Source organism: Roseomonas chloroacetimidivorans (assembly GCF_049629625.1).
Classification (GTDB): domain Bacteria; phylum Pseudomonadota; class Alphaproteobacteria; order Acetobacterales; family Acetobacteraceae; genus Roseomonas; species Roseomonas chloroacetimidivorans.
This window is the reverse complement of record NZ_JBNBZS010000014.1, coordinates 129,839-156,751: the sequence shown is the minus strand read 5'-3', so window position 1 is coordinate 156,751 and position 26,913 is coordinate 129,839. Positions and strand designations below refer to the sequence as shown.

The 26,913-nt window shown below is 68.3% G+C and carries 23 protein-coding genes and 1 rRNA gene; 10 read left to right on the top strand and 14 right to left on the bottom strand.

The genetic code is table 11. The annotated features are described in order from the left end of the window. The 6 genes from ACO1BU_RS13170 to ACO1BU_RS13145 all read right to left on the bottom strand — a co-directional run. A 16S ribosomal RNA gene (locus ACO1BU_RS13170) occupies positions 1-124 on the bottom strand; the annotation flags it as partial. A 318-nt stretch (positions 125-442) separates the two neighbouring features. Continuing rightward, positions 443-643, bottom strand: a complete 201-nt coding sequence (locus ACO1BU_RS13165; protein ID WP_424136410.1) for a hypothetical protein — start codon at positions 641-643, stop codon at positions 443-445. A gap of 419 nt (positions 644-1,062) precedes the next feature. Further along, the gene (locus tag ACO1BU_RS13160) at positions 1,063-2,043 is read right to left on the bottom strand and encodes a Bug family tripartite tricarboxylate transporter substrate binding protein (RefSeq protein ID WP_424136409.1); all 981 of its coding nucleotides are present in this window, start codon (positions 2,041-2,043) and stop codon (positions 1,063-1,065) included. 34 nt (positions 2,044-2,077) lie between these two features. Then, positions 2,078-3,574, bottom strand: a complete 1,497-nt coding sequence (locus ACO1BU_RS13155; RefSeq protein WP_424136408.1) for an aldehyde dehydrogenase — start codon at positions 3,572-3,574, stop codon at positions 2,078-2,080. 16 nt (positions 3,575-3,590) lie between these two features. Continuing rightward, positions 3,591-5,219, bottom strand: a complete 1,629-nt coding sequence (gene mdlC / locus ACO1BU_RS13150; RefSeq protein WP_424136407.1) for a benzoylformate decarboxylase — start codon at positions 5,217-5,219, stop codon at positions 3,591-3,593. Beyond that, positions 5,216-5,749, bottom strand: a complete 534-nt coding sequence (locus tag ACO1BU_RS13145) for a MarR family winged helix-turn-helix transcriptional regulator (protein WP_424136406.1) — start codon at positions 5,747-5,749, stop codon at positions 5,216-5,218. Before ACO1BU_RS13145 ends, mdlC begins: the two co-directional genes overlap by 4 nt. A gap of 219 nt (positions 5,750-5,968) precedes the next feature. Here ACO1BU_RS13145 and ACO1BU_RS13140 point away from each other — a divergent pair, with 219 nt between their 5' ends. The 7 genes from ACO1BU_RS13140 (at position 5,969) to ACO1BU_RS13110 (ending at position 12,235) form a co-directional block, all read left to right on the top strand. Further along, positions 5,969-6,187, top strand: a complete 219-nt coding sequence (locus ACO1BU_RS13140; RefSeq protein WP_424136405.1) for a hypothetical protein — start codon at positions 5,969-5,971, stop codon at positions 6,185-6,187. A gap of 136 nt (positions 6,188-6,323) precedes the next feature. Continuing rightward, the gene (locus ACO1BU_RS13135; RefSeq protein WP_424136404.1) at positions 6,324-6,872 is read left to right on the top strand and encodes a MaoC family dehydratase; all 549 of its coding nucleotides are present in this window, start codon (positions 6,324-6,326) and stop codon (positions 6,870-6,872) included. Positions 6,873-7,388: 516 nt separating this feature from the next. Further along, on the top strand, positions 7,389-8,111 hold the full coding sequence (locus ACO1BU_RS13130; RefSeq protein WP_424136403.1) for a GntR family transcriptional regulator: 723 nt from the start codon (positions 7,389-7,391) through the stop codon (positions 8,109-8,111). 89 nt (positions 8,112-8,200) lie between these two features. Beyond that, positions 8,201-8,983, top strand: a complete 783-nt coding sequence (locus ACO1BU_RS13125) for an SDR family oxidoreductase (RefSeq protein ID WP_424136402.1) — start codon at positions 8,201-8,203, stop codon at positions 8,981-8,983. A 2-nt stretch (positions 8,984-8,985) separates the two neighbouring features. Beyond that, the gene (locus ACO1BU_RS13120) at positions 8,986-10,116 is read left to right on the top strand and encodes a pyridoxal phosphate-dependent aminotransferase (RefSeq protein WP_424136401.1); all 1,131 of its coding nucleotides are present in this window, start codon (positions 8,986-8,988) and stop codon (positions 10,114-10,116) included. Between the two features lie 11 nt (positions 10,117-10,127). Beyond that, positions 10,128-11,009, top strand: a complete 882-nt coding sequence (locus tag ACO1BU_RS13115; protein ID WP_424136400.1) for an alpha/beta fold hydrolase — start codon at positions 10,128-10,130, stop codon at positions 11,007-11,009. Further along, the gene (locus ACO1BU_RS13110; protein WP_424136399.1) at positions 11,006-12,235 is read left to right on the top strand and encodes a Zn-dependent hydrolase; all 1,230 of its coding nucleotides are present in this window, start codon (positions 11,006-11,008) and stop codon (positions 12,233-12,235) included. Before ACO1BU_RS13115 ends, ACO1BU_RS13110 begins: the two co-directional genes overlap by 4 nt. Positions 12,236-12,496: 261 nt before the next feature. Here ACO1BU_RS13110 and ACO1BU_RS13105 read toward each other — a convergent pair whose 3' ends face one another. Next, positions 12,497-13,471 (bottom strand): Bug family tripartite tricarboxylate transporter substrate binding protein, encoded by a 975-nt coding sequence (locus ACO1BU_RS13105; protein ID WP_424136398.1) that lies wholly within the window; start codon positions 13,469-13,471, stop codon positions 12,497-12,499. Positions 13,472-13,607: 136 nt separating this feature from the next. Between ACO1BU_RS13105 and ACO1BU_RS13100 the strand changes: the two genes are divergently transcribed. Further along, entirely contained in the window at positions 13,608-14,576 is a 969-nt protein-coding gene (locus ACO1BU_RS13100; RefSeq protein WP_424136397.1) for a tripartite tricarboxylate transporter substrate binding protein, read from the top strand. A 58-nt stretch (positions 14,577-14,634) separates the two neighbouring features. On the opposite strand, the gene ACO1BU_RS13095 is transcribed toward ACO1BU_RS13100, so the two are convergent. The 3 genes from ACO1BU_RS13095 to tcuA all read right to left on the bottom strand — a co-directional run bounded on the left by ACO1BU_RS13095 (position 14,635) and on the right by tcuA (position 18,117). Continuing rightward, entirely contained in the window at positions 14,635-15,429 is a 795-nt protein-coding gene (locus tag ACO1BU_RS13095; protein ID WP_424136396.1) for a class II aldolase/adducin family protein, read from the bottom strand. A 158-nt stretch (positions 15,430-15,587) separates the two neighbouring features. Then, positions 15,588-16,733, bottom strand: coding sequence for a tricarballylate utilization 4Fe-4S protein TcuB (gene tcuB, locus ACO1BU_RS13090; RefSeq protein WP_424136395.1), 1,146 nt, complete (start codon positions 16,731-16,733; stop codon positions 15,588-15,590). Further along, a complete protein-coding gene (tcuA, locus tag ACO1BU_RS13085) occupies positions 16,720-18,117 on the bottom strand; it encodes an FAD-dependent tricarballylate dehydrogenase TcuA (RefSeq protein ID WP_424136394.1) in 1,398 nt (465 codons plus the stop codon). Before tcuA ends, tcuB begins: the two co-directional genes overlap by 14 nt. 126 nt (positions 18,118-18,243) lie before the next feature. On the opposite strand from tcuA, the gene ACO1BU_RS13080 reads away from it, so the two are divergent. Beyond that, on the top strand, positions 18,244-18,597 hold the full coding sequence (locus ACO1BU_RS13080; RefSeq protein WP_424136393.1) for a DUF1428 domain-containing protein: 354 nt from the start codon (positions 18,244-18,246) through the stop codon (positions 18,595-18,597). Positions 18,598-18,616: 19 nt separating this feature from the next. Here ACO1BU_RS13080 and ACO1BU_RS13075 read toward each other — a convergent pair whose 3' ends face one another. The 4 genes from ACO1BU_RS13075 to ACO1BU_RS13060 form a co-directional block, all read right to left on the bottom strand. After that, the gene (locus ACO1BU_RS13075) at positions 18,617-19,276 is read right to left on the bottom strand and encodes a GntR family transcriptional regulator (protein WP_424136392.1); all 660 of its coding nucleotides are present in this window, start codon (positions 19,274-19,276) and stop codon (positions 18,617-18,619) included. A gap of 163 nt (positions 19,277-19,439) precedes the next feature. Continuing rightward, on the bottom strand, positions 19,440-20,732 hold the full coding sequence (locus tag ACO1BU_RS13070) for an aspartate aminotransferase family protein (RefSeq protein WP_424136391.1): 1,293 nt from the start codon (positions 20,730-20,732) through the stop codon (positions 19,440-19,442). Positions 20,733-20,811: 79 nt separating this feature from the next. Beyond that, positions 20,812-21,831: a bifunctional GNAT family N-acetyltransferase/(deoxy)nucleoside triphosphate pyrophosphohydrolase gene (locus ACO1BU_RS13065; protein ID WP_424136390.1), complete on the bottom strand. Its 1,020-nt coding sequence runs from the start codon at positions 21,829-21,831 to the stop codon at positions 20,812-20,814. 39 nt (positions 21,832-21,870) lie between these two features. Beyond that, on the bottom strand, positions 21,871-24,879 hold the full coding sequence (locus ACO1BU_RS13060; protein ID WP_424136389.1) for an Rne/Rng family ribonuclease: 3,009 nt from the start codon (positions 24,877-24,879) through the stop codon (positions 21,871-21,873). A gap of 660 nt (positions 24,880-25,539) precedes the next feature. Between ACO1BU_RS13060 and ACO1BU_RS13055 the strand changes: the two genes are divergently transcribed. Further along, complete coding sequence (locus ACO1BU_RS13055; protein ID WP_424136388.1) at positions 25,540-26,673, top strand: N-acetylmuramoyl-L-alanine amidase family protein; 1,134 nt, start codon at positions 25,540-25,542, stop codon at positions 26,671-26,673. The last annotated feature ends 240 nt before the right edge of the window (positions 26,674-26,913 follow it).

Genomic DNA, 26,913 nt, shown 5'->3' with positions numbered 1-26,913 from the left:
TCTGGACATGTTCCTACGCGTTACTCACCCGTCCGCCACTGATGGCCGAAACCACCCGTGCGACTTGCATGTGTTAAGCATGCCGCCAGCGTTCGCTCTGAGCCAGGATCAAACTCTCAAGTTCATCAGCATCAGCCCCAAAAGGCCAACACCAACAAAACCCATCAATCCAAAACTCCGCTCACCACTCTCGATGCAATGCACTCCTCCATCCCACACCAGCCAGCGCGCCATAACAGCACGGCCATGCCAAATGCGAACAGAAGCGTACACTTACTTCCAAAAGACAGATGCAAATATCAAAGATCAGGCGCCAACTGCCGCACCATGTTTGGAGCAACAGACGACGTGCCGCACATCAAGCGTATCCGCTTGAGGCGGCTTGCGCCAAAAAGCGCAGGAAAGATCGGAATCCGCAGCTCGGTGGTCCGCCATCCCATGATCAATCGAGCATCAGAAACGCGCCGATCAACCCGGAGGAAAGCCCCTCGTTGCGTGGCCCTGACTTAGCGCCGAGCGGCGCTGGTATCAAGACCTTTTTTCTTTCTATTTGGAAATCCGCGTCACCGCCGACACCTGATGCAAGACCCTTGAGCCTCGTTCCAAGCCCCGGATGCCCGGGATAACCAAAAAGAAAAACCACCCCGCGGAAGATCCCTGAGATAAGAACCCCTGGCTCCTATTTCAAGGCCCGCTGTCCCCTGGATTTCCAAGCGAACCCGTACTGCGGCGGTATCCTGAGATAAGGAGCAGAACTCCCGATCTCAAGCCTCGCCTACCCAGGTAAGCAAATGGAAAGCCGGTTCCGGCGAACCACTGATATAAGATCCCCAGAGCCCCATCCCGGGACCTGCCACATCAGCCCCCCTTCCGGGGAAGCCCGATCCGTGGCGGGGCGCGGGAAATGACCCCTTCCGAGCCCCGCGTCAAGACCGCTCCGTCACCCCACCCTAACTTTCCCCAACAACACCAAACCAACCAACACCCAGGGCCAGAGCAGGGACCGTTACCGCCAGAGTTCCAAGGGGAGACAGCCCGCTGCTCCTCCCTTGGCGGGCAGCCTCAGTCGGCCTTGATGCCGGCGCGCTTGATCACCGGCTCCAGCGTCTTCTTCTCGTTTTCGATAAGTGCCGCGAAAGCCTGCGGGCCCTGGCCGCCCAGGATGGTGCCCTGCTCTTCCAGCTTGCCGCCGATGGCCGGATCGCGCAGGGCAGCGGCCACGGCTTCGGCCAGCGTGTTGATGATAGGGGCGGGCGTGCCAGCAGGGGTGGCCATGCCGAAAGCGGTGCCAAAGATGAAGCTGGGTACCCCGGCCTCGGCGGTGGTCGGCACATCGGGCAGCTGCGGTAGGCGTTTCTCCGTGGCGACGGCCAGCGGGCGCACTGCCTTGCCGCGGATATGGGCGATGATGTTCGGCACGTTGTCGATGATCATGTCGATATTGCCGGCGATAAGGTCAGTCACCGCCGGGGCTGCACCGCGATAGGGGATGTGCTGGATGTCCGTGCCGGTCGCGCCCTTGAACAGCTCCAGCGCCAGATGGAGGCTGCTGCCCGATCCGGCGGAGCCGGCCGTGATCTGGCCAGGGCGATCCTTGGCCGCCGCGACCAGCGCGGCGAGATTCTGCCAGGGGCGCGCATTGGCGACGCAGACCACCTTCGGCGTCATGGCCAGCAGGGTGACCGGCGCAAAGGCTGTGTTCGTGTCATAGGGCATGGAGGTGTAGATGTACTGGTTCACCGCCAGCGGCCCCATGGAAGAGGCGAGCAGCGTGTAGCCATCCGGCGCTGCCTTCGCGACCAGATCCGCGCCGATATTGCCACCAGCACCGGCGCGGTTATCCACCACGAAGGGCTGGCCAAGCTTCGTCGCGAGCGATTGCGAGACAGAGCGCGCCAGCGTGTCCACCAGCCCGCCCGGCGGGAAGGGGACGACGATGCGCACGGGCTTGGTGGGCCAGGCCGCTTGCGCGTGGACAGCAGGCGCCGCCAGAGCCGCCGCAGCGGCGCCCAACGCCGCCCGGCGGGTGATCGTCATCGTCATTTCTTGTGCTTCCTCCTTCGTGCGCGTGGGGCGTCTAATGAGCGCCTGGCGTTGCGGGTGGGGGCGACTTGGCGGTGGGCGGGAAGGGGTACTGGCCGGGCTGGGTCTCGACCGTGATCCAGCGCAGCTCGGTGAACTCCGCGATGCCGGCGCGGCCGCCAAAGCGGCCATAGCCGCTGGACTTCACACCGCCGAAGGGCATCTGCGCCTCGTCATGCACGGTCGGGCCGTTGACATGGCAGATCCCGCTCTCGATGCGCTGGGCAAGCGCGATGCCGCGCGCGACATCCTTGGTGAAGATCGCGGCCGAGAGACCGTATTCCGTGTCATTGGCCACGCGCACCGCCTCTTCCGCGTCCTTCACGCGGATCATGGCGACCACCGGGCCGAAGGACTCTTCCGAATACAGCGCCATCTCCGGCGTCACCTGGTCCACGATCGAGGCGGGCATGATCGTGCCCTTGCGCGCCCCGCCGCCGAAGAGCTTCGCCCCCTTGGAGGTCGCATCGGCAATCAGCCTCTCCACCTTGGCGGCCGAGGCCTCGTCCACCACCGATCCAAGGAACACGTTGCCGCTGCGCGGATCGCCCACGGGCAGGGTGGCGACGAATTCCGAAAGCCGCTTCACGAACTCATCGGCCACGCTCTCCACCACCACCAGCCGCTCGGTGGACATGCAGATCTGGCCCTGGTTCATGAAGGCACCGAAGGCGGCCGCCTTCACCGCCTCCTCCAGATCGGCATCCTCCAGCACGATCATCGGCGCCTTGCCGCCCAGCTCCAGCAGAACGGGCTTCAGGTGCTTGGCCGCGTGCATGGCCACGATGCGGCCGACCTTGGTGGAGCCGGTGAAGTTGATCCGGCGCACCGCCTTATGGGCGATCATCGCCTCCACCACCTGCGGCGCGTCCTCGGCGGAATGGGTCACCACATTCACCACGCCCGGCGGCACGCCGCCCTCACGCAGAGCCTGCACGATCAGGCTGTGCGTGCCCGGGCAGGTCTCACTGGCCTTCAGCACCACCGTGTTGCCGCAGGCCAGCGGCAGGGCCAGGGCGCGCACGCCCAGGATCACCGGTGCGTTCCAGGGCGCCATGCCCAGCACCACGCCCACCGGGGCACGGATCGCCATGGCCAGGCAGCCCGGCTTGTCGGAGGGGATGACCTCGCCCGTGGTCTGGGTGGTCGCCGCCGCGGCCTCGCGCAGCATGCCGGCGGCGAGATGCACGTTGAACCCCGCCCAGCCGGCCGTCGCGCCGATCTCCTCGGCCATCAGCCGGATGAACTCGGGCGCCTTGGCGGCCAGCGCGTCGGCAGCCTTCAGCAGAATGGCACGGCGGGCATTGGGGCCGAGCGCGGACCAGGCCGGGAAGGCGGCGGCGGCGGCATCGCAGGCCGCTTGGGCATCGGCCACCGTCGCCGCGGCGGCGCGGGTCGCGATCTCGCCACTCACGGGGTTGCGCCGTTCGAAGGTGGCAGCGCCGGTCGCGGGGCGCTCGCCCTCGCCAATGATCAGCGGCACGTCGAGCATGTCGTCCTTCCTCCCGTCAGTGCTTGTCGTAAAGCGAGGCCACGGCGCTATCGAGCGCGACCTCCACCAGCATCGGCCCGTCCGCCGCCATCGCCTCTGCCAGGGCGGCGTCCAGCTCCTCCGGCGTCGCCACCGCGCGGCCCGGGCAGCCCATGCCGCGTGCGATGGAGACAAAGTCGATCCCCGGCAGGTCAATTCCAGGCGCATCACGTACCTGCAAAACCTGACTGAAAGAACGCATCGCGCCGTAGCCCGAATTGTTCATGACAATGACGGCGAGGGGCAGCTTCGCCTGCACCGCCGTCCAGAGCGCCTGGGGCGAGTACATGAAGGACCCGTCGCCGATCAGGCAGACCACGCGGCGGCCGGGGCTCGCCAGCGCCACCCCGACGGCGGCGGGAAGCGAATAGCCGAGGCCGCCGCTGGCCATGGTAAAGAAGCCGCCCCAGCGTCGGATGGGCATCTGCGCCTGCATGGCCGGGCGATGGGAAGGCGCCTCCTCCACCAGGATGGCGTCCTCCGGCATGGCGGCGTGCAGCCGGTGCAGGGCATAGGGCGCGCTGACCGGCGTGCCAGCCGCGGGCGGCGCCGGGCGTGGACGGGGCGCGGGCAGGGGGCGTGCATTCTCCGGCAGCAGGGCCGCAAGAGCCGGCAGGCCAAGGCGCAGGCTGCCGAGGATGGCGGTCCCGGCCGGGGCGGAGGAGGCAGCCTCCGTATCCGTTGTCATCTGGAAGATCGGGATACCGGAGCGGAACAGCGCACAGTCGCCGGGCACATGGAAGGTGAAGACCGGCGCGCCGATCACCAGGACCAAGTCATGCGCGATCAGCGCATCCGACACGGCCTGCGGCGCGGCAGGCAGGTGGCCGGCGAAAAGCGGATGGTCCTCGGGGAAGGAAAGGCGCGAGGAAAAGGGACTGGTGCGCACCGGCACGCCCATGCGCTCGGCCAGGGCGACAAGGTCGGGGCCGGCGCCCTCCGAATCCACCTCCGGCCCGACCACGAGCACGGGGCGGCGGGCGGCGGCGATGGCGCGCGCGGCTTCTGCCAGCGCGGCCGGGTCGGGCGCCGTTTCCGCGAACCAGGCGCGCGGCACCACGGGCTGGCAGGGGACGGACCAGTCGTCAGAGGGAACAGAGACGAAGGTGGGGCCATAAGGCCGCTGCATGGCAATGCGGTGCGCCTGGGCGATGGCGGCCGGCACATCCTCGGCCCGCGCGGGCTCGATGCTGAACTTCACATAGGGGCGCGGGAAATTGGGGGCCTCCGTGGCGCCAAGAAAAGGCAGGTTGGACAGCAGGGATCGCGTCTGCTGACCCGCCGTCACCACCAGCGGCGCGCCATTGCGATGGGCGGTGAACAGGTTGCCCAACGCGTGCCCGACCCCTGCCGCCGAATGCAGGTTCACGAAGGCGCAGCGCCCCGTCGCCCTGGCAAAGCCATCCGCCATGCCCAGCACGCTCGCTTCCTGCAGCCCCAGCACGTAGCGGAAATCCGAGGGCCAGCGGTCCAGGAAGCCCAGCTCCGTCGAGCCCGGATTGCCGAAGACGGTGGTCATGCCGAGTTCGCGAAGCAGGTCGAGTGTCGCCTCGCGTACCGTCGGCCGCGCCGTGCTGTCCGTTCTCGTTGCCGGTATTGCGCTCATCCGTTCTCTTCCGTCTCCAGCCCCGCGATCAGGCGGCGTAATGTTTCCAGGAAAGCGGTGCGGTTCTCCGCACCCACCAGCTTGTCCAGCGCCGCATCATGCGCGGCGGCATGGGCCGTCAGCGTGGCAAGGGCCGCCTCGCCGGCCGGGGTCAGGAACAGGGCATAGCTGCGGCGGTCTGCCGCCGCGCGGTCACGCCGGATCAGGCCGCGCCGCTCCATCTCCCCAAGTGTCGGGGTAAGGGTGGACTTGTCGCGCCCGACCGCGGCGCCCAGCGCCGTTTGCGAAAGGCCCGGGTTTTCCTCGATGACCACCAGCGCGGCAAAATGGCCGGGCTTCAGCCCCGAAAGTCCGCTGCGGCGCGCAAAGGCGGCGAAGGACGCCTCCTGGGCCAGGCGCAGGTGAAAGCCGATGGTTTCGGCCAGCCGGCCCAGCCGTACCCTGCCGCCCGGAAGCAGGCGCAGAGCGGGACTGTCCTCCTGACCAGCCTTCAGGGCGTGTGAGAGGCCTGCCCGTGAGGGTCTTGCCACCTGGATGCTCCTCCTGCCGGCGCGTCTTGATCCGCACGCCTGTTCGGGGAGATCGTAGGAGATCCAACGATCCGGATGCAAGACGCTTCGAGAGGGCGGGAAGCGTGCATCGGACCAGCCGCCCCGCGCCGGTCATTGCCGGTATGATCCTGGCGCCCGATAAGGGAAGGACATCAAAGCCAGCCGGCCGCGCCGGCGGTCCACGGAGCCACCGCCGACATGGCGTTCCCGATAACGCTGTTAGGCCTCGCGCTCGATGCGCTTCGCCGCCTCACGGCCCGGAGGGATGCCCTGGATCCGGCCGACTGCGATCCCGGCGGCGATGGCGGCTCCGGCGCCCCAGAGTCGGATACCTCCGCTGACGCTTCGGATGACGGCGACGGCGCCGGGGACGGCGGTGATGGAGCGGGCGACGGCGGCGGTGGCAGCGGCAAATAACCATCCGGGCCCGCCGCCCGCCCCGAAGCAGAACTGCCCGCCACACGCAGCAAAAGTGACTTCCCGTTATGAGGTGATGGCAGCAGCCTTGGGCACTCAACAGCGGCACGGCCGCCGCCCGAGGGGGAGTGAAACGGTGGAACTGTTACCTGGCGACCGGAGGTCCGGCGGCTCCGAGGCAGGCGAGCACACGCCATTCGATCCCCGCCAGCACCGGATGGTGGCGGAGCAGCGCTGGTTCGAGGACTTCCGCATCGGTGAGCGATTCGTCCTGCCGAGCCGCACCATGACGGAGGCCATCTTCCTGGCCTTCCAGGCCGCCAGTGGCGACAACCACCCCGTGCATTACAACGCCGAATACTGCCGGGCACATGGCATGCCCGGCCTGCTGGCGCATGGCTACCAGATTGCGATCCAGACCGTGGCTGGTGCCGGGCTCTTCCCCCATATGGTCGAGGAATCCCTCAAGGCCTTTCTGGAGCAGTCCAGCCGCTTCCTGCGGCCGGTTTTCGCCGGCGATACGGTCTATCCCGCGCTGACGGTCGATGAACTCACCCCAGGACGCAGCACCGGCGTGGTGGGGCTGCGCAGCACCGTTCACAACCAGCGCGGCGAACTCGTTCTGGACGGCCGGCACCGTTACCTCCTGCGCCGCCGCACCCTGCCCGGCCAGGCTGCAGTCTGACGAGGAGCGCGGCCATGCGGAACATGCCGCGCCTGCGCAGTATGTCCCGGCCGGTGCTCTGGCCCGCTGGAGGCGCGCCGCAGGATGCCCCGGCAGAGAAAAGGACGTTTGGATTTCCCTGCCCGATGAGCTTCAGCCCATCCGCGACGATGATACTGGCCCTGCCGAAGTCCTCCTGATTGAGTCACTCCTGTGCACAAGGCACACGGGAAAGCATGCAACCCTTGAAAGGGGCAATCCGATTACATTGTGTGCCCATTTCGAGCACCTCTGCCTCTAAAAGAGGCGGCTTGTGCAAGGAATGGCGTGAAGCAGGCTTGAGTGCCGCCACGACGCCCGGCGCCTGCTTTGCTTGTCAGAATGCGCGCTTGTGTGCTTTGGATGTATGCACAAACCCGGCCGCGGCGTTCCGGCGCCGGTCCCTTCGGAGATCCCGCACGTTTTGCCCCATCAGGTCCGCCCAGTGCCGTTGGCGTGACCCAGGCCTGGTGGGGGAAGCGTTCTGAAAACCCGCGCATGAAAAAGCCTGCCCCGACCTATGTTCCCGACAACGCTGTCCAGGAGCAGCGATCCGGGCCCGAGGACGCCATCCCGGCGCTCGGCACCACTCTCACCAACAGCGTCCATCAGCGGCTGGAAGCGGAGATCGCGGCGGGCCTGCTACCGCCAGGCCGCCGCCTGGATGAGCAGGAGATCGCCCAGCGCTTCGGGGTTTCCCGCACGCCGGTACGGGAGGCGTTCCGTCTTCTGGCTGCCGATGAGCTGGTCGAGCTGCGGGGCCGGCAAGGGGCTGCGGTCCGCAGCATTGGCGTGCACACCCTGATCGAGATGTTTCAGGTCATGGGGGAATTGGAGGGCCTTTGTGCCCGGCTCGCCGCGCGGCGAATTTCACCTGAACAGGTCACGCGCCTTGAAGAGGCGCATGCCTGGTTGAAGGACCAGGCCGGGGCAGGGCCCGACGCGTTCTACGAAGCGAACCAGCAATTCCACGAGATTATCTACGAGGCGTCCTGCAACGTCTTTCTGGCCGGCCAGACCCGGAAGCTGCGCAACAAGGTTGCCGCTTATCGCCGCCGCGTAACGCGCATGCCCGGTCGGATCGAGGACACCATCCGGGAGCACGAGGAGGTCATGGCCGCCATCCTTGGCCATGATGCCGAGGCCGCGCATCGCGCGATGCGGGCGCATCTGAGCCTTCTCGGGGACGACTTGCTGGACTTCATCGCCGCCTTCGAATGACAAGGCGTACCCATAGCGGCGCGTAACATGGACTTGGCATTCGGTATGCATAACGACGGAAATTGCATACTGAAGCCGGAGTCCTCTCCTTGCAACTTGACCTGACCGACAAGACGGTCCTCATCACAGGCGCCTCCAAGGGCATCGGCCTGGCCTGCGCCGAGGTGCTGGCGGCCGAGGGCTGTCACCTGCACCTCGCCGCCCGCAATGGTGCCGCGATGGAGGACGCCGCCGCCCGGTTGCGGGCTGAGCACGGGGTGCGGGTGACGGTCCATGCCGCCGATCTCGGCAGCACCCCCGCCATGGAGGCCCTGGCCGCGGCCGTCGGGGATATCGACATCCTCGTGAACAATGCCGGCGACATTCCCTCCGGTACGCTCGCTTCGGTAACGGATGAGGCCATTCGCAAAGGCTTCGACCTGAAGGTCTTCGGCTACATCACGCTGACCCGGCTCTTTTATCCGCGCATGAAGACCCAGGGCGGCGGCGTGGTCATCAACGTCATCGGCAATTCCGGCGAGAACTGGGATGCCTCCTATTTCGCGGGCTCCACGGGCAATGCAGCGCTGATGTCCTTCACCAAGGCCATTGGCGGCCGCAGCCTGGATGATGGCATCCGTATCGTCGGCATCAATCCCGGCCCGGTCGCCACCGACCGCATGCTGAAGATCATGAAGACCAAGGCCATCGACATGCTGGGTGACGCGAACCGCTGGGAGGAGCTGTTCGACAAGTACCCGGGCAAGCGCCCGGCCACCGCCCGCGAATGCGCTGATCTCGTCGCCTTCATGGCCTCGCCCCGCGCCGGCTACATCACCGGCACCGTCGTGACCATCGATGGCGGCATCGCCGCCCGCGGCTCGGTCATCTGAGCATGTCGGACGCACTCACCCGGAACCGCTATTTCGACGCGCTGACCGCCACGCCGGACCTGGCCTGGATGGGCCAGAACACCAACCACATTCCCGCGCATCCGGCCGTCCGCGCCGCGATGATCCAGGCGATCGAAGCTGGCGAGTTCAACGCCTACGCGCCGCCGCTGGGCTTCGAGGCTTTGCGGGCCGCGATCGTGCAGGACCTGGGCGTGCCGGGCGCCGAGGCGCTGGTGACCGAGGGCGGCGTGAACGCGCTGGCCCTGGTCTGCCGCGCCCGCTGCAAGCCTGGCACGACCTTCGTCACCACCGATCCCAGCTGGAAATGGCCGCTGATGTTCGCTCGCCAGGGCGGAGCAGAGGTGATCGAGATTCCGATCTACGACCCGGCCTGCAACTACAAGCTGACGCCCGAGGCGCTGGCCGCCGCCGTCGATCCGCGCACCTCTGTTATCTATCTGGTGGACCCGAATAACCCGCTGGGCATCCGCTATACGGCGGAGGAGATCGCGGCTTTCGCCGAGATCGCCAAGGGCTGCGGCGCGCTGCTGGTGCATGACTGCACCTATCGCGACTTCGCCGATGGCCATCACCCCGCATTGCGCGTGGCGCCGGAGCATTCGGTCGTCTCACTCTCCTTCTCCAAATGGCTCGGCCTTGCCGGGATGCGCATCGGCGCCCTGGTCACGCCACGCGCCCTGTTCGGCGAGTTCGCGGCCCAGGCCACCAGCGTGCTCGGCGCCAGCGTGATCGCGCAGCGCGCCGCCCTGGCCGGGCTCTCCGTCAAGAAGGAGTGGATGGAGGAGGTCCGCCGGACCGACACCGCCAACAAGGTGATGATCCGCGATGCCGCCGAGGCGATCGGCCTGACCTGCCCCGTCTGGCCCAGCCACGGCAACTTCCTGGTGCTGGAAACCGGCGCGGCCGGGCTGCGGCCCGAGGCCCTGGTGGAGGCCGCCCGCCGCCGTGGCATCATGATTCGCCAGGGTACCTATCACACCGAGCGTTTCGGGGACCGCTTCATCAAGGTCAGCACCTCCGTCCCGACAGAATGGGCGGAACGCCTGCGCGACGCCTTCCCCGCCATTGCGGCGGAAGCGCGCACCCTGAACGACCTGCCGCCGCAGTTCTGAGAGAACCCGCCATGCCGCGCGTCATGACCAAGGACGGAATCAGCCTGCATTACGAGGAGGTGGGGGAGGGCATCCCGATCCTCTTCATCCACGAATTCGGTGGCAATCATGAAAGCTGGGAACCGCAGATGCGGTTCTTCGCCCGCCGCTATCGCTGCATCACCTATGCTGCGCGCGGCTATCCGCCCTCCGACGTGCCGGAGGATGTGGAGAAGTACTCCCAGGCCATTGCCGTGGCGGATGCCATCGCGGTGCTGGACGGCCTGGGCATCCGGAAAGCCCATATCGTCGGCCTCTCTATGGGCGGCTTCTGCACCGTGCATTTCGGGATCAACCACCCGGACCGCGCGCTCTCCCTGACCGTCGCCGGCGCCGGCTATGGCTGCGAGAAGGAGCACGAGGAGTATTTCCGCGGCGTCTCCCGCGAAGTGGCGGGCCAGTTCCAGACCATGGGTGCGAAGGCCTTCGCGCCGATTTATGGCTCCGGCGCTTCCCGCGTGCAGTTCCAGAACAAGGACCCGCTGGGCTGGAAGGAATTCGTGGATCGGCTGGCCACGCATTCCGATATCGGCGCCGCCAACACCATGCGCGGCGTCCAGGCCCGCCGTCCCTCCTTCTGGGATCTGGAGGAGGAGCTGAAGCGGATGATGGTGCCGACGCTGGTGGTGGTGGGCGATGAGGACGACCACTGCCTGCAGCCCGGCATCTACCTGAAGAAGACCATCCCGGCCTGCGGCCTCTCGATCTTTCCCAAGACCGGCCACACGCTGAACCTGGAGGAGCCCGCAGCCTTCAACGCGCTGCTGGCCGAGTTCTTCGCCCAGGTGGAGGCCGGAGCCTGGAAGACGCGCGACCCGCGCGCCCTGCCGGGCCAGGTGATGAGGACGAAGTGACGCCTCGCATCAACGCCGACCGTCTCTGGCAGCGCCTGATGGCGTTGGCGGAGATCGGCGCCACCCCAGCCGGCGGCGTGAACCGCCAAGCCCTTTCCGCCGGTGAGATCGAGGCCTGGCGTCTCATTATCGGCTGGGCACGCGCGGCGGGGATGGAGCCCTCCACCGACGCCGCAGGCAACCTGTTCCTGACCCTGCCGGGCCAGGACCGGAGCCTGCCACCGCTGGTCATGGGCAGCCATATCGACAGCCAGCCGACCGGCGGCAAGTTCGACGGCGCCTTCGGCGTCCTTTCCGCGCTGGAGGCTGCCGAGAGCCTGGGCGCCACCCCCGCGCGCGACGTGACCGTGGTCGCCTGGATGAATGAGGAGGGCAGCCGCTTTGCCCCGGGCATGATGGGCTCCGAAGCTTTCGCGGGCGTGCGCCCTTTGGCCGAGATCCTGGCCGCGCGCGACGCGGAGGGCGCCACGGTGGCCGATGCCCTGGCCGCCCTGCACGCGGCCTTCCCGGAACTGCCGCGCCGCCCGCTGGGCTTTCCCGTCGGTTTCTACCTGGAGCCCCATATCGAGCAGGGCCCGATCCTGGAGCAGCGCGACACGCCGATCGGCATCGTCACGGGTATCCAGGGCAAGAAGACCTATGAGATTGTCGTAGAAGGCGAGGAAGGTCACGCCGGCACCCTCGACATGGCCGACCGGCGTGATGCCCTGGCCGCCTTTGCCCGCATGGCCGATGCCATGTTCCGGGAGGTGGGCGCGGACGATCCCATTGTGAAGTTCACCATCGGCATGGCGCGGGTGGAGCCCAACGCCCCTTCCGTCGTGCCGTCCCGTGTGACTTTCCGCATTGACTTGCGTCACCCCGATAACGCCGCGCTGGACCGCTTCGGCAAGACCTTGGAAACCCTGGCTGCGGCTCACGCTCCGCCCTGCGCCGTGCGTGTGAAGCGGCTGGTGAATGCCCCCTCCAACGACTTCGATCCCGGCCTGCGCACCCGCATCGCCGAAGCGGCGGAACGTCTCGGCCACGCCGCCATGCCCATCCTCTCCGCCGCTGGTCACGATGCCCGCCACATGGCCCCACTCTGCCCGGCAGCCATGATCTTCATTCCGTGCCGCGACGGCGTCAGCCACGCCGAGCACGAATGGGCCGAACCCGCCCATGTCGCCGCCGGGGCCGCCGTGCTGGCCGAGGTCGTGGCGGGCCTTATCCTTCCCACATCCTGAAAGAACGCCGCTTCACGCCGGGCTGAAGCTGATCACAGGCCGCGAGGAGGGCAGGCGCTCACGTCAATGATGGGCAAGAGGTGAAAGGCATCGGCATCATCTCGCTTTCCGTATCATGCGGGCAGCGCCGCAGGCCGCTTGATGCTGACCGCAAAGCGGGCGCTGGCCCCGCCGAGGGTTTCTGACCCTCAGCGGAACCCGGTTCGGGCGCCAACAAACGGGCATCCGGGGTTGGACCTGTCGGGCCAACCCGTTCCTTCCCTACTGCGCCGTCACATGGGCCGCCCGGATCACGGGTTCCCACTGCTTGAACTCCTGGCGCACGAACGCGTCCAGCTCGGCCGGCGTCGAGGGCTCGGCCTCGGTCCCCAGCTCCGCCAGCCGCGCTTTGACCGCCGGATCGGTCAGGATGTCACGGAGCACCGCCGAGAAGCGCTCCACGATCTGCGGTGGCGTCGCGCGCGGCGCGAACATCGCCGTCCAGGACCGCACAGCGAAGCCCGGTACGCCAGATTCCGCCACCGTCGCGATCTCGGGCTTCAGGGCGGAGCGCCGCTCCCCGGCCACGGCCAGGATCTTCACCGTGCCGGCCTCCGCCTGCGGCAGGGCAGTAGGCAGGTTGAGGAAGGCAAACGACACCTGTCCCGCCACCAGGTCGTTCAGCGCAGGCCCGCCGCCGCGATAGGGCACATGGACGATGTCCACCCCCGCCTTCATTCCGAACAACTCGCCCGCCAGGTGCTGCGAGCCGCCAACGCCCGAGGAGGCGAAGGAGTGCTTGCCCGGCTCGCGCTTCAGCAGCGCGAGCAGCGCCGGCAGGTCGTTCACGTTCAGCCGCTTCGCCACCGTCAGGGCAAGCGGCACGTCCACCAGCATGGATACGCCGAAGAAGACCTCACGCGTGTCAGGAGACTGCCCCGGGCTGACGATCGGGTTCATGACGTGGTTGCTGGCGGAGGAGACCAGGAAAAGGCTGCCATCCGCGGGTCCGCGCGCCGCGGCGGCCGTGCCAATCGCCCCGCCCGCGCCGGCGCGGTTATCCACGACGAAGGGATGCCCAAGCACCGATTGCAGCTTCGGCGCCAGTAGCCGCGCCACCACGTCATTGGAGCCGCCGGCGGCATAGGGCACCAGCAACGTCACCGACCGGTCCGGCCAACCATGTTGCGCGATCGCCGGCATCGCCAGCAGCGCACCCGAGGCGGCCACAAGGCCGCGACGCGTCATCTCGGTCATCATTCTGTCCCCACCGTGACGTTCCCCACTCCGGGAACGCGAAAAAGAAAGTGCAGCCGCGCTTGCGTCGTGGGTCTCGCGTTTGCGACCATGCCGAAACAGGGCCGCACGAATGCGGCCGCACCGGAGGACGTTCATGAAGACCACGCGCAGAACCTTGCTGCTTGCCACGCCTGCCCTGGCTCTCGCTGCGCCAGTGCGCGCCGCCGCTTGGCCTGAGCGCCCCGTGCGCATCGTCGTGTCCTTCACGGCCGGCGGCACGACCGACATCATCGCGCGGCTGGTCGGCAACCAGCTGTCGGAGCGCTGGGGCCAGCCGGTGGTGATCGAGAACCGGCCAGGTGCCGGCGGCAATATCGGCACCGAATTCGTCGTTCGCTCGGCACCCGATGGCTACACGCTGCTCGTCGGCTCCGTTGGCCCGCTCGCGGTAAACCAGTCCCTCTACCGCACGCTTCCCTACGACACACGCAAGGATCTTGCGGCGATTACGCTGCTCGCCGGCGTCCCCAATATTCTCGTCGTTTCGCCAGACTCTCCCATCCGCAGCGTCCCGGATCTGGTGGCCCTGGCCAAGAGCAAGCCCGGCCAGCTCTCCTACGCCTCCACCGGTGTCGGCACCTCGTCTCATCTTTCGGGCGCGCTGCTGGACCAGATGGCGGGCATCCAGACCACCCATGTTCCCTACCGTGGCGCGGTGGCGCTGAACGACCTGCTGGCGCGTCGGGTGGACTTCATGTTCGCCACCATCCCCTCCGTCATCGAGCAAATCCGCGCCGGCAAGCTGCGCGCCATGGCCGTCTCCAGCCTGCATCGCTCCCGCTCCGCGCCCGATGTGCCGGCCATGGCGGAACTTGGCTTCCCCGGTTTCGACGCCTCTTCCTGGTTCGGTATGGCCGCCCCGGCGGGTACGCCGCCCGAGATCGTCAACAAGATCTCGGCCGATACCGCGGCGGTCCTGAAGAAGCCGGAAATCGAGAAGCAGATGGTCGAACAGGGCGCCGATCCCGTCGGCAACAGCCCGGCCGAGTTCGCGGCCTATATCGATTCCGAAATCAAGCGCTGGGCCGAGGTCGTGCGCTTGTCCGGCGCCACGGTGGAGTGACGCCGGCCAGCCCGCGCGGAGCCCGGGCATCCCGCCCGGCTCCACGCAGGCCACTGGCCTACTCCGCGTAGCTCGGGTCAATCCGGTCGAGCATGCGCAGCAGCCCCGGCCATTCCATCACGCCATAGGGCCGCCGGACATTCGGCTGGTAATTCTGATAGGTCGCGTCCAGCACGGCCTGCGGCACCGGATGCAGCGGCGTGTTGCAGGACATGGCCGCGATCTGCGCCTTGCAGGACAGTTCCAGCCGGTGCAGCGCGTTGAAGGCCTCGCCCACGGTGCGGCCGATGGTCAGCAGCCCGTGATTCCGCAGGATCATGGCGTTGTTGTCGCCGAGATTGCGGATCAGCCGCTCCTGCTCCTCCAGGTTCAGCACCACGCCCTCATACTCGTGGTAGCTGATATTGGTGAAGCGCATCGCCGTCTGAGTCATCGGCAGCAGCCCGCATTCCAGCGAAGAGACGGCCATGCCGGGCCAGGTATGCGTGTGGATCACGCAATCCACGTCGTGCTTGGCCCCGTGGATGGCCGAATGGATCACATAGCCCGCGCGGTTGATGCCGAAATCGAAGTCGCCATAATCGGGCTTGCCAAGGATGTTGCCTGCCAGATCCACCTTGATCAGGGAGGAGGCCGTCATCTCCTCATACATCATCCCATAGGGATTGATGAGGAAGGCATTGTCCTCCCCGGGGACGCGAACCGAGATGTGGTTCGCCATCATGTCGGACATGCCGTAATGCGCGACGAGGCGGTAGCAGGCCGCGCAGTCAACCCGCGCCTGCCACTCCGCTGGCGAGACGTGGTCCCGCATCGAGCTGATCCGTAACACCTTCTTGGCATGCTCGAGCATGTCGATATCCTCCAGCCTGATTCTGTCGGGGTGGGAGGCCGCCTCGGTCCAGCCCTGACGGCTGCCTCCTCACGCCCATATTCCGCCCGCCCAGCCGAGCAGGCCAGGGTTTTTGCGCGGCCCGGCTTCGCGTTGCCGAGAGGGGCCGCGCCGCAGCATCAGGCCGCTGAGCCAAGCGCCCGGTCGGTGGGCTTGTTGCCCGGCGGCGGTCCCGGGTTCCGCTCCAGCGCATGCCGCAGCAGGGCCGCGGAGCGGTAAACCGCATGCACCATCTTGCTGTAAGGCACGATCAGGAAGAACGAGAGAATAACGCCGAGATGCACGGCCAGCAGCACGCCCATCGCGCCGGTGTCGCGCAGCCCGAGCAGCAGCAGGCCCGTGGCTGCGGCCAGAAACAACATCACCAGCATCGCGTAATCCGAGCCCAGCAGGTGGCGTGCGGCCGGGGCCGGATCCGACACGATCTTCACCCAGATCAGCCCGGCCGTGCCGATCACCATTCCGACCCCGCCCCAGGTGCCGAGCTGCACGGGCAGGCTCCAGAATGGATAAGGCGCGGGATGGCCCATGATGTGGTCGTAGAAGGTTGCCGTCGTGGTGGAGGCGAAGCAGAGCAGGAAGCCGTAGAACATGAAGTGGTGGAAGCGACGACGTAGCTGCGAGAAGCCCTCATCCACGTCATTGCAGCCGCCACCGCCGCCGCCGAGATTCCTCAGCGTGAAGATATCGTGCAGCGCCTGGGCCAGCGGCCGGCCCCGCGTCAACTCATTCGCCCGCCCGCCCGTGTCGCGCCAGAAGTTCCGGAATCCCATGGCAAGGGCGAAGAGGGAGAAGAGGAAGGTTCCGCCAGCCAGGGTGGTCATCAGCCACCAGGGAATGACGCGGTAGAAGGCGCCCGGCCCGACCTGCGGCTGGTACAGCACCGTGGGATCCACGATCGCCATGGTCAGGATCAGCGTCAGTGCGATCACGGCCACTGAGGCGAGCGACACCACCGTGCCATTGCGCTTGAACAGCCCGGCCAGCGGACCCGGCCAGGCATATTCCTCATAGGTCTCGGACCGCACCTGGGCGAGCACCTGTGGAACATTGATGTTCCAGGGGTGCGGCGGCGCATACTGGCAGGAATAGTAACAGCCCCGGCAGTTATGGCAGAGATTGGCGATGTAGCTGATGTCGCCGGAAGAGAATTCCCGGCGCAGCGTCATTGCGGGGAAAACGGCGCAATAACCCTCGCAGTAACGACAGGCATTGCACACTTCCAGCGCGCGGCGGGCTTCGGCAGTGGCCTCAGTTTCGCGCATACTTCGCGGCCTCCCTGCCCGCGATCCGCCCGAAGACGGAACCGATCGCCATCCCGAAGCCGGCCAGGTAGCCCTTGCCCAGGATGGATCCGGCCATGATCTCGCCCGAGGCGAAAAGGTTCGCACTCGGCTTTCCGTTGTCCATCTGCACGCGGGCGTTCTCGTCCACCTTCACGCCGAGATAGGTGAAGGTGATGCCCGGCCGCAGCGGATATCCGATGAAGGGCGGCTCCGTAATCGGGCGCGCCCAATGTGTCTTCGGTGGCGTCAGCCCCTCGGTGCGGCAGCCATCCAGACGGGTGGAGTTGAACTCGCCGGGCACGCAGGCCGCGTTGAACTCGGCCACCGTCTTTTCTACCGCGGCCGGGTCCAGCCCCAGCTTGACCGCCAACTCGCCCAGCGTGTCCGCCTTGATGGCGGGGAAGACGCTGGGCATGAACAGCTTCTCGCTCTTCGCGTCGATGATGGCGTACGCCACCTGATCCGGCTGCTGCGCCACCAGGCGGCCCCAGATGGCGTAGCGCTTGGGCCAGACATCCTCGCCCTCGTCATAGAAGCGCTCGCCGTTCTTGTTCACGACGATGGAGAAAGGCACGCAGTCCAGCCGGGTCGCGATGCCGCCGTCGAATTTCGGCGCGCGGCCGTCAATCGCCACCGCATGGCACTGGGTGGGATCGCCCACCGAGGCCACGCCCTGGTCCAGCAAGTTCCGCAGGACCACCCCCTTGGCATAGGGAGTGCCCCGGATCAGGAAGTTCCGCGCCGCCGGGCCCCAGCCCTGCTCCAGCCATTCCAGATCCGCCTGGAACCCGCCGGAGGAAGCCACCACCGTCTTGGCGCGCACCGTCTCCGGGAAGCCGCGATGGGTGATCGCCACCTCGCGGACGAAGCCATTGTCCATTTTCAGGTCCACGGCTTCGGTGTCGTAAAGAATGTCGATCCCCAGCTTCTCCGCCAGGGCGAAGTAGGCGTTCACCAGCGCCTTGCCGCCGCCCAGGAAGAAGGCGTTAGTGCGGGAAAGGCTGAGCGTGCCGGAAAGCGAAGGCTGGAACCGCACCCCGCTCGCCTCCATGAAGCGCAGCGCATCGGTCGTGAGCCGGATGGTCATCCGTGCCAGGTGCTCATCCGTCTGCCCGCCGGTCACGCGCAGCAGGTCGTCCCAGTACTCGTCCTCGAGATAGGCCTCGGTCAGCACCGAGGTCGGCTCGGTGTGCATGGTCCGCATGTTGCGGGTGTGGCGGCTGTTGCCCCCACGGAAGGCCTTGGGCGCGCTCTCGATCAACAACACGGAGCAGCCGGCCTGCCGCGCGGTCACGGCGGCGCAGAGCGCGGCATTGCCCCCGCCGATCACCAGCACGTCCCAGATCCGCGAAAAATCCGGCATCGCTCCCCGCCCAGGTTTGTATGCGACGGGATACGATTTCAGCGGGTGCACGACAAGGGGTTGGGTGGCCTTGTGCGGCCAGGTTACCGCCCCTTCATCTGCAGCCAAGATGAGGAGGGGGCATCCATGGCTTACGTCGATGGCTTCGTGCTGGCCGTGCCCAGGACCAATCTGGAAACGTATCGGGATCTGGCCCGCCTGGCGGCGCAGGTCTGGAAGGAGCACGGGGCGCTCGCCTATGTCGAAGCCGAGGCGGATGACGTTCCCTATGGTGAGTTGACCTCCTTTCCACGCGCCGTGCTGGCGAAGGAGGACGAGACGGTCGTCTTTGCCTGGATCGTCTATGAAAGCCGGGAGAAGCGGGACGAGGTGAACGCCAAGGTCATGGCGGATCCCCGCATGAAGCCGGGGATGGAGAAGGCCCCCTTCGATGCGAAGCGCATGATCATGGGCGGCTTCAGGACCTTCGTGGAGGCCTGACGGCCGGGGCCGGGGCGCCTTACCGTTCCCGGTGCTCCAGCCCGATCCGCGCCTTGAAGGCGTTGCGGATGTGCTGGCGGGCCGAGGCCTCGGCTGCCGCCGCATCCCGCCGCTCGATCGCCGCCACGATGGCCTCGTGCTCCTCCACCGATTCCGCCCCGCGATTGGGCACGGCCAGGGTGGTGCCGGCCAGCAGGGCCAGGGAGATGCGCATGTTCTCCAGCGTGGCATTGAGGAAGCGGTTCCGGGCCGAGAGCCGCACCTGGCGATGGAAGGCGCGGTTGGTCGCGGCCAGCGCCTGCGGATCGTCCAGCAGGCCGCGGTCCCGCTCCACCATCTCCCGCAGGATCTCCACCTCAGTCACCGTGGCATGGGTGGCGGCCAGCCCTGCCGCCGTACCCTCCAGCACTTCCCGCATGTGGTACAATTCGGTCATCTGCCCGTAGTCGAGGCTCGCCACCACGGCGCCATGATGCGGCTCGTGCAGCACCAGCCCCTGCGCCTCCAGGCGCTTCAGCGCCTCCCGCACAGGGGTGCGGCTGATGCGGAAGCGCTCGGCCAGCTCCGCCTCCCGCAGCCGGGTGCCCGCAGGCAGGGCGCCGCTCTCGATGGCCTGCAGGAGCAGGTCGTAGGCCTCCGAACCGGAGGAACGGCTTGGCTTCGGCTGGTCACTGGGCATGGTGACGGCAGGCGAAGCACAGATCCGGCAGGCGGGCCAGCCCGAGGGGAAAAGGCCGGGGACGTATCCTCCTGGCATTGTCGCGCCAGCGTCACTGGCGCACTCCAAATTCGAAGAAAAAGCTGATGGGGGTCGGGGGAAGATTCTTGCTTCCCCCGGTCTTTCACGCCGCCTTCCCCGGTAGTGACGAGACCGCCGCCGCAAAGGCATCGAGCGTCTGTTCCACGTCCCGCGCCTCATGCGCCAGGGAGACATAGTATTTGCTCTCGCCCTTCAGGATCCCGCGCTCCCGCAGCACGCGGTTCACATGCGCATGCATGGCGCGGTCGGCACGCAGCGTGGCGCGGTAGTCGCGCAGCGCCCCATCGGCAAAGACCACATCGAACAAGGGCGGCTCCCCGATCACCTGGCCGGGCAACCCGGCCCGGGAAAGCTGCCCGGCAATTCCCTCCATCAGCGCGCGGCCGGTGGCGAAGACCGTCTCATAGGCACCCGGGCGGCGCAGGATTTCCAGCGTCTTGAGCCCTGCCACCGCCGCGACCGGATTGCCGGACAGCGTGCCCACCTGCATCAGGAAGCCATCATCCCCGACCAAGGCGCGGTCGAAATGCGCCATGATGTCCGCGCGCCCTGCCACCGCCGCCAGCGGGAAGCCTCCGCCGATGGTCTTGCCGAGAGTGCAGAGATCGGGCGTGACGCCGTAATAGGCCTGGGCGCCGCCATAGGCGAAGCGGAAGCCCGTCACCACCTCGTCGAAGATCAGCACGAGGCCGTGGCGGGTGCAGAGCTCCCGCAGCCCCGCCAGGAAGCCGGGCGCCGGCGGAATCAGCCGCTGGAAGGGCTCCACGATGATGCCGGCCAGCTCGTCCGCATGCGCCTCCACCAGCCGCTCCACCGCAGCCAGGTCGTTGAAGGGGGCAATCAGCACCTCCTCGCGCACCGATTTCGGGATGCCGGCGGAATCCGGCACTGGCTGTGGAAAATTCGCCAGTTGCTTGGGCGCCAGGCTCATCAGCCCGTAATCGCTCATGCCGTGATAGCCGCCCTCGAATTTCAGGATGCGGTCACGGCCACGGAAGGCACGGGCCAGCCGCATGGCATAGAGATCCGCCTCCGAGCCCGTGGAGACAAAGCGGATCTGCTCCGCGCAGGGCACGGCCTCAACGATGGCCTCGGCGAGCGCGATGCCGTGCTCGTTATTGGCGAAGAAGGTGGTGCCGCGGGTGACCTGCTCCTGCACCGCCGCGACGACCTCGGGGTGGCAATGCCCGATGAACATCGGGCCGGAGCCGAGCAGGAAATCGACATATTCGCGCCCGGCCACGTCCCAGACCCGGCCGCCGCGTCCCTCGCGCAGGATGACCTCGGCCGGAAAGTTCCCGAAGCTGCCGGCCGGCAGCACGCGCCGCGCCCGTGCGATCAGCGCGGCCTCTTCCTCGCCCGTCAGCCTGTCCATCACCCAATCCCTCCTGCGCCGGCCGCAGTAGAGCGGCTGCCGGCGACCGGTGGAATAGGCAACGGAGTTGGCTATCGGCCTAGAGGAAGTCCCGCAGCAGCGCGACCAGAGGCTTGTCCGCCGGTGGCATGGCGTAATCGCCCAGCCTTGCCGGCCGTACCCAGGCCAGGGCCTGCCCCTCGCGCCCTTCCACCGTTCCGCTCCAGCGGCGGCAGAGATAGAGCGGCATCAGCAGGTGCTTTCCATCCAGCGGGTGGGAGGCGAAGGCGAAGGGCGCGAGGCAGGCGGCGGAGACGTCGATCCCCAGCTCCTCCCGCAACTCCCGGATCAGCGCGTCCTCCGGCGTCTCGCCGGGCTGGAGCTTGCCGCCGGGGAACTCCCAAAGCCCCGCCATCGGCTTGCCCTCAGGCCGCCTGGCCAGCAGCACCCGGGTATCGGAATCGATCAGCGCGCAAGCCGCGACCAGCAGGAGATTCGCCCCCGGCGCCGCTTCCGGGGCCTCGGTGACGACAGGCGCCTCGAGGGCGGCCGGTCTGGCGGGGGCGGAGAGTTCGGCCCGGCCGGCGCGGAAGCGCCGCACGGGAAGGCGGGCATTGCGGGCAGTGAAGTCCTGCTCCGCCATCCCGTCCTCGACGAAGCCGATCCGCTTCAGCACGGCGGCGGAGCGCTGATTCTCCTCCAACACCGAGGCATGCAGCACATCGATATCGAGATTGGCGAGCGCCCAGCGCGCCAGCCGGCCCGCCGCATCGGGCCCGATCCCCTGGCCCCAATGGCGGCGCCCGACCCAGTAGCCCAACTCCGCATGACGCGGCGCGTCCCGCGTCGTGGTCAGACCCACGCAGCCCACCAGCGCATCATCACGCGTGATGGCCAGGTGCCAGGCCGTCCCGGCCTCGATCTGAGCGCGGGTGGAGGCGATCCACTCATCCGCCAGTTCACGCGGATAGGGAAAGGGGACGCGTGCGAGCATGCGCGCCACCTCCCAGTCATTCACAAGGCGGTGGAGCTGGACCGCATCCGAAGCGCGCAGGGCGCGGAGCGTCAGCTCCCCCGCACGCCCCTCCGTACGGAGGGGCGCGAAGATCCCATCGGGCAAGTCAATCTCCCCACGCCATGCGCGGCCGGACGCGCCGGCTCAGCGGCGCCACCAGCCCTTTTTCGCCGGGGCGGCCGGAACGTCCTCGGTGCCCAGCAGCACGGGCTGCACGACGGTGCCGACCACCGGCTCGGCGCGCTGCTCCTCCACGGGCGCCTCGGCGGCGGGTGCCGGTGCCTGCGGCTCAGGGGCGGCGGGTTCGGCGGCGGCGACCGGAGCCGCTTCCGCCGCCTGCAATGCGGGTTCGGGCGCCGCCTCGGGCGTCACCACGGGCTCGGGCGATGCGGGCTCGGATGTCGCGGCTGTCTCGGCCGGAACTTCGCCGGACGCAGCCTCCTCAGCCCCGGCATCGGCCGGCGCCTCGGGGGGAAGGGGCGCGATTGGAATCTCGCGCACGGCGCGCGGGGCAGCCTCCGCCTCCTCGACGGCCTCCATCGCGTCCATCAGCACGTCATAGGTTCCGGCGAAGGGATCGGCGGGGGTGGGGCCGGCATAGCGCGGGGCAGGAGCCTCTTCCCCCTCGCCCTGCACCGGGCCCTCCTCGCGCCGGCGGCGGCCACCGCGGCGGCCCCGGCGGCGACGCGGATCGCCCTCGCCCTCGGTCTCGGCGCGGTCGCCGGCGGGACGCTCGCCCTCGCTCTCCGGAGCCTCGGTGGCCTGGATCTCGGCCTCCACCGCCTCGGGCTCCTCCTCGGCAGCATCCTCGCCCGGCGCAGCCTCGGTAGCCTCGTTCTCGGAAGGAGCGCCCTCCTCACGGCGCCCGCCACGCCGGCGGCGACGCCGGCGGCGGCCACGCTCGCCATTCGCCTCCGAGGAAGCCTCGGCGGTGACGTTGACCTCCTCCTCGGCCTCCTCGGCCGCGACGGCGTCCTCCTCCTCATCCCCGCCGCCGCCGGCCACGAAGACCGGCTCAGGTGCATAGTCCATCCGCAGCGCGGGCGCGCTGGAGGAGGGGGCGGGCAGGGTCTGCGGGCGGATGCGGTCGATCCGGCACTGCGCCGCGCTCAACGTCGCGTCGGGCTCGAACACCACGCACATGTCATGGCGCGCCTCGCACGACGCCAGGCGCTCGCGCTTGCGGTTCAGGATGTGCATGGCCACCGCCGGCGCGCAGTGCACCAGGATCTCGGCGGCACGGCGCTTGGCGCCCTCCTCCTCGATGGCGCGCAGCACATGCAGGGCGGAGCTTTCGTCGGAGCGGACGATGCCCAGGCCCTGGCAATGCGGGCAGGTGATGAAGGAATGCTCGGTCAGGCTGGGGCGCAGCCGCTGCCGCGACATCTCCAGCAGGCCGAAATGGGAGATGCGGCCAACCTGGATGCGCGCGCGGTCATGGCGCAGCGCCTCCTTCAGGCGGCGCTCCACCATCGCGTCGTTGCGGCTGCTCTCCATGTCGATGAAGTCGATGACGATCAGCCCGGCCAGATCCCGCAGGCGGAGCTGGCGCGCGATCTCGTCCGCGGCTTCCAGGTTGGTGCGGAGCGCGGTGTCCTCGATGTGCCGGTCGCGCGTGGCGCGGCCCGAGTTCACGTCGATGGAGACCAGCGCCTCGGTCTGGTTGATCACGATGTAGCCGCCGGAGCGGAGCTGCACCGTGGGCGACATCATGGCGTCGAGCTGCTGCTCCACCCCCGCGCGGGCGAACAGGGGCATGCCGGGATCGCGATAGAGCTTAATCTTGCGCTCATGCTGCGGCATGAGCGCCCGCATGAACTCCCGGGCTTCGCGGAAGGCTTCCTCGCCCTCGATCTGCACCTCCTCGATATCCTTCGCGAAATTGTCGCGGATCGAGCGCTTGAGGAGATTCGCTTCCTCATAGACGAGGGCCGGGGCGGTGGAGGCGAGGGTGCGCTCGCGGATGCTGTCCCACAGGCTCAGCAGGTATTCGCAATCCCGCCGGATCTCGGGCTTCGGGCGCTGCGCGCCGGCGGTGCGGACGATGATGCTCATGCCGCGCGGCAGGCCCACCTCGTCGATCACCTCGCGCAGGCGCTTGCGGTCAGTGGCCGAGGTGATCTTGCGCGACACGCCGCCGCCCTTGGGCGAGTTCGGCATCAGCACGGAGAAACGGCCGGGCAGGGAGATATAGGTGGTCAGCGCCGCACCCTTGTTGCCGCGCTCCTCCTTCACAACCTGGACGAGGATGATCTGCCGGCGGCGGATCACCTCCTGGATCTTGTAGTGGCGCAGGAAGCGGGAGGGGATACGGCGCTCGCGGCGCTCCTCGTCGCCGTTGCGGTCTTCGCCGCCGATCGTCTCGGGCGGCGCGACGGGCTCGGAGACCGTCTCGACATCATCCTCGTCCGCTTCCTCATTGGAACCGGCGACCCGATCACCCTCGCTCACGCGGTCCACATGCATGGACATGGGCTGGGCCCGCGGGGCCGAAGGGGGAGGGGGAGCGCCGTCCTCGCCGCCGCCCGTCTCACCGGGGGGGGCGTCGGTCACGGAAGCGGCATCACCCTCGGGTGCCTGGGCGGGCGGGGTTTCATCGGCCGGCAAGCTGGCGGGGGCGCCAGACTCGTCCAGGCTCTCACCGGGCGGCAGGCCCTCGCTCGGGGCGGTGCCGGACTCCGCATTGGCGACAGGCTCAACGGCCGGCACGTCGGAGGCCGGCATCTCCGTGGCGGGAGCCTCGGCTGTCCCGGCCTGTGCCCCAGCCTGGGCGGCCTCCTCCCGGCCGATCAGGTCGGCGTCGTCATCCGGGGCCAGCCGCTCGGCGGCCGTCTCGATCTCGTCCTCGGGATCCTCCTCGTCCTCCTCCTGCGCCTGCATCTCCAGCAGGCGCTGCCGGTCGGCGACGGGAATTTGATAATAATCGGGGTGGATCTCGCTGAAGGCCAGGAAGCCGTGGCGGTTGCCGCCATACTCCACGAAGGCAGCCTGCAGGCTGGGCTCCACCCGGACAATCTTGGCCAGGTAGATGTTGCCCTTCAGCGGGCGGCGGTTCTGGGTCTCGAGGTCAAAATCCTCAAGACGGTTGCCGTCCAGCACCACCACCCGCGTCTCTTCGGGGTGGGATGCATCGATCAGCATGCGCTTGGTCATGGAAGACGAAACTCCGCGCCGCGCGGGGCGGTCGGCAGCCGGCGGCGGTGAGGGTTGTCGGGCCGGGAGGGGCACGGCGCGGGGCAGAGCGATGCATCGCCGTCATCCGTCCTTTCTCCCGTGGCGGGCATGGAATGCCCGGGGGCGGTGCCCCGATGGTTTCGGCGTGCCGTGCGCGACCCCTTAGGCGGCGCTTCCCTCAGCATCGGGGGCGCACGCGGGCGGGCCGGCGACTGGCGCGTGGTCCGTCAGTCCCACAGGTGGGACGATTTGGCCCTGCCGCGCCGCGTGGCGCATACCGGGGAAGGCTGGTCCGCAGCGTCCCTTCGCGTTCGGGCCGGCGCGCCCAGCCGGGAAACGGCGTTGGCGGCGGCCCCTGCGGGCGATGCTGGGCGGGCGTCCAATCTGGCTGGACCGGCGGCCGGTCTGATTTGGCCGCACCCGTGAACCCTCCACCGGCAGCGTGCCGCCGGGGCAACTCACCATACGCAGGGGGGGGCCAGGGAGCAAGGCGCTGTGTGGCCCGTGCCACACCCGCGGTCAAAGCGGCGCAGGATTGCCTCGTAAACCCCTGTTTCCCTCCGTCACGCTTCAACCGCATTCCCGGTGCTATGATCTGGGTCCAGGGGAACCTGACGACCTTGAGGGGGGACGAAGGGGATGAAACCGAACTCGACGCCAGCCCTGGCGCGCCGGGGCCTGCTGGCTGCGGCCCTGGCCGCGCTGGTTGCACCACGCCCGGCCGCCGCCGGGGGCGCTATCCTGCAGGCAGAGGTCCATGGCGTGCGCCTGTTGCTGCCTGGTGCCGCCGGGCAGGCCTGGCGCCTGACGGCCGAGGCGCGCCCGGCCCGGCTGGTGCTGCGCCTGCCGCGCCATAGCTGGGAGGGGCCGCGCAGCCTGCGCGGCAGCGGCCCCGTGCGCGCCGTGACCTGGGATGCGCGCGCCAGCCGCCTGATCATCGACCTGAACGGCCCCGTCGCCGCGCCGGAGATCGGGCGGGAGGACGGGGCGCTGGTCCTGTCCATCCGCTCGGGCCCGGCGGCCGCCTTCGCCCGCATGGCCGGGCCGGGCCGCCCCATCGCCCAGGCCCAGGCCGCCCCGAAGCCCGTGGTGGTGCTGGACCCCGGCCATGGCGGCAAGGATCCCGGCACCATCGGTGCCACCGGCACGCATGAAAAGCGTATCGTCCTGGCCGCGGCGCAGGAGGTGAAGCGGCGCCTGGAGGCGGGCGGGCGATGCCGGGTGCTGATGACCCGCACGCGGGACGTCTTCGTACCTCTGGCCGGACGGGTGGAGTTCGCGCGCCGGAACCGGGCGACGATTTTCGTCTCGATCCACGCGGATTCTGCGCCCGGCGCGCGGGGGGCCAGCGTTTACACCCTCTCGGAAACCGCGTCCGATGCCCTCTCCGCGGCGCTGGCCCGGCGGGAGAACGCGGCGGATGCGGCGGGCGGTCTGCACCTGCCGCCCGTTCCGGCGGATGTGCAGCGCATCCTGCTCAGCCTCGTGCGGCAGGAAACGCGGCAGGGCTCGCTGCGCCTGGCCAACATGGCCGTGGGCGCCTTGCGGCCACGGGTGCCGCTGCTGCCTAACACCCACCGCCAGGCTGCCTTCGCCGTGCTGAAAGCGCCTGATATTCCTTCTATGCTCGTGGAGATCGGCTTCCTCTCGGATCGTCGGGACGAGGCCCAGCTCAAGCGGCCGGAACACCGGGCGATGGTGGCCGCGGCCCTTGCCGGAGCGGTGGAGGATTACCTGGAACGGCCTGGGCTCGGGGTGGCCCGCATGGGATGAAGCAGGAGCCGGTGGCACCGGAGCCACACGGCCCGACGGAGGGACGGGCGCGGACAACCGGTCTGGCCAGGGCCTGCTTACGGTTCTGCCCTCTTTGCGGGTGTGGGGTGCCGGACGGGCAGCGCAGCCCAGCACCACCCCATGTTATGCCGCCCTATGTTATAGTGGGCCGGATGTAACGAACCCGTGACAGGGCGGTGCTTCCCGGGGCTGTTAAGCCGCCCCGCGGCGCGCCAGCTG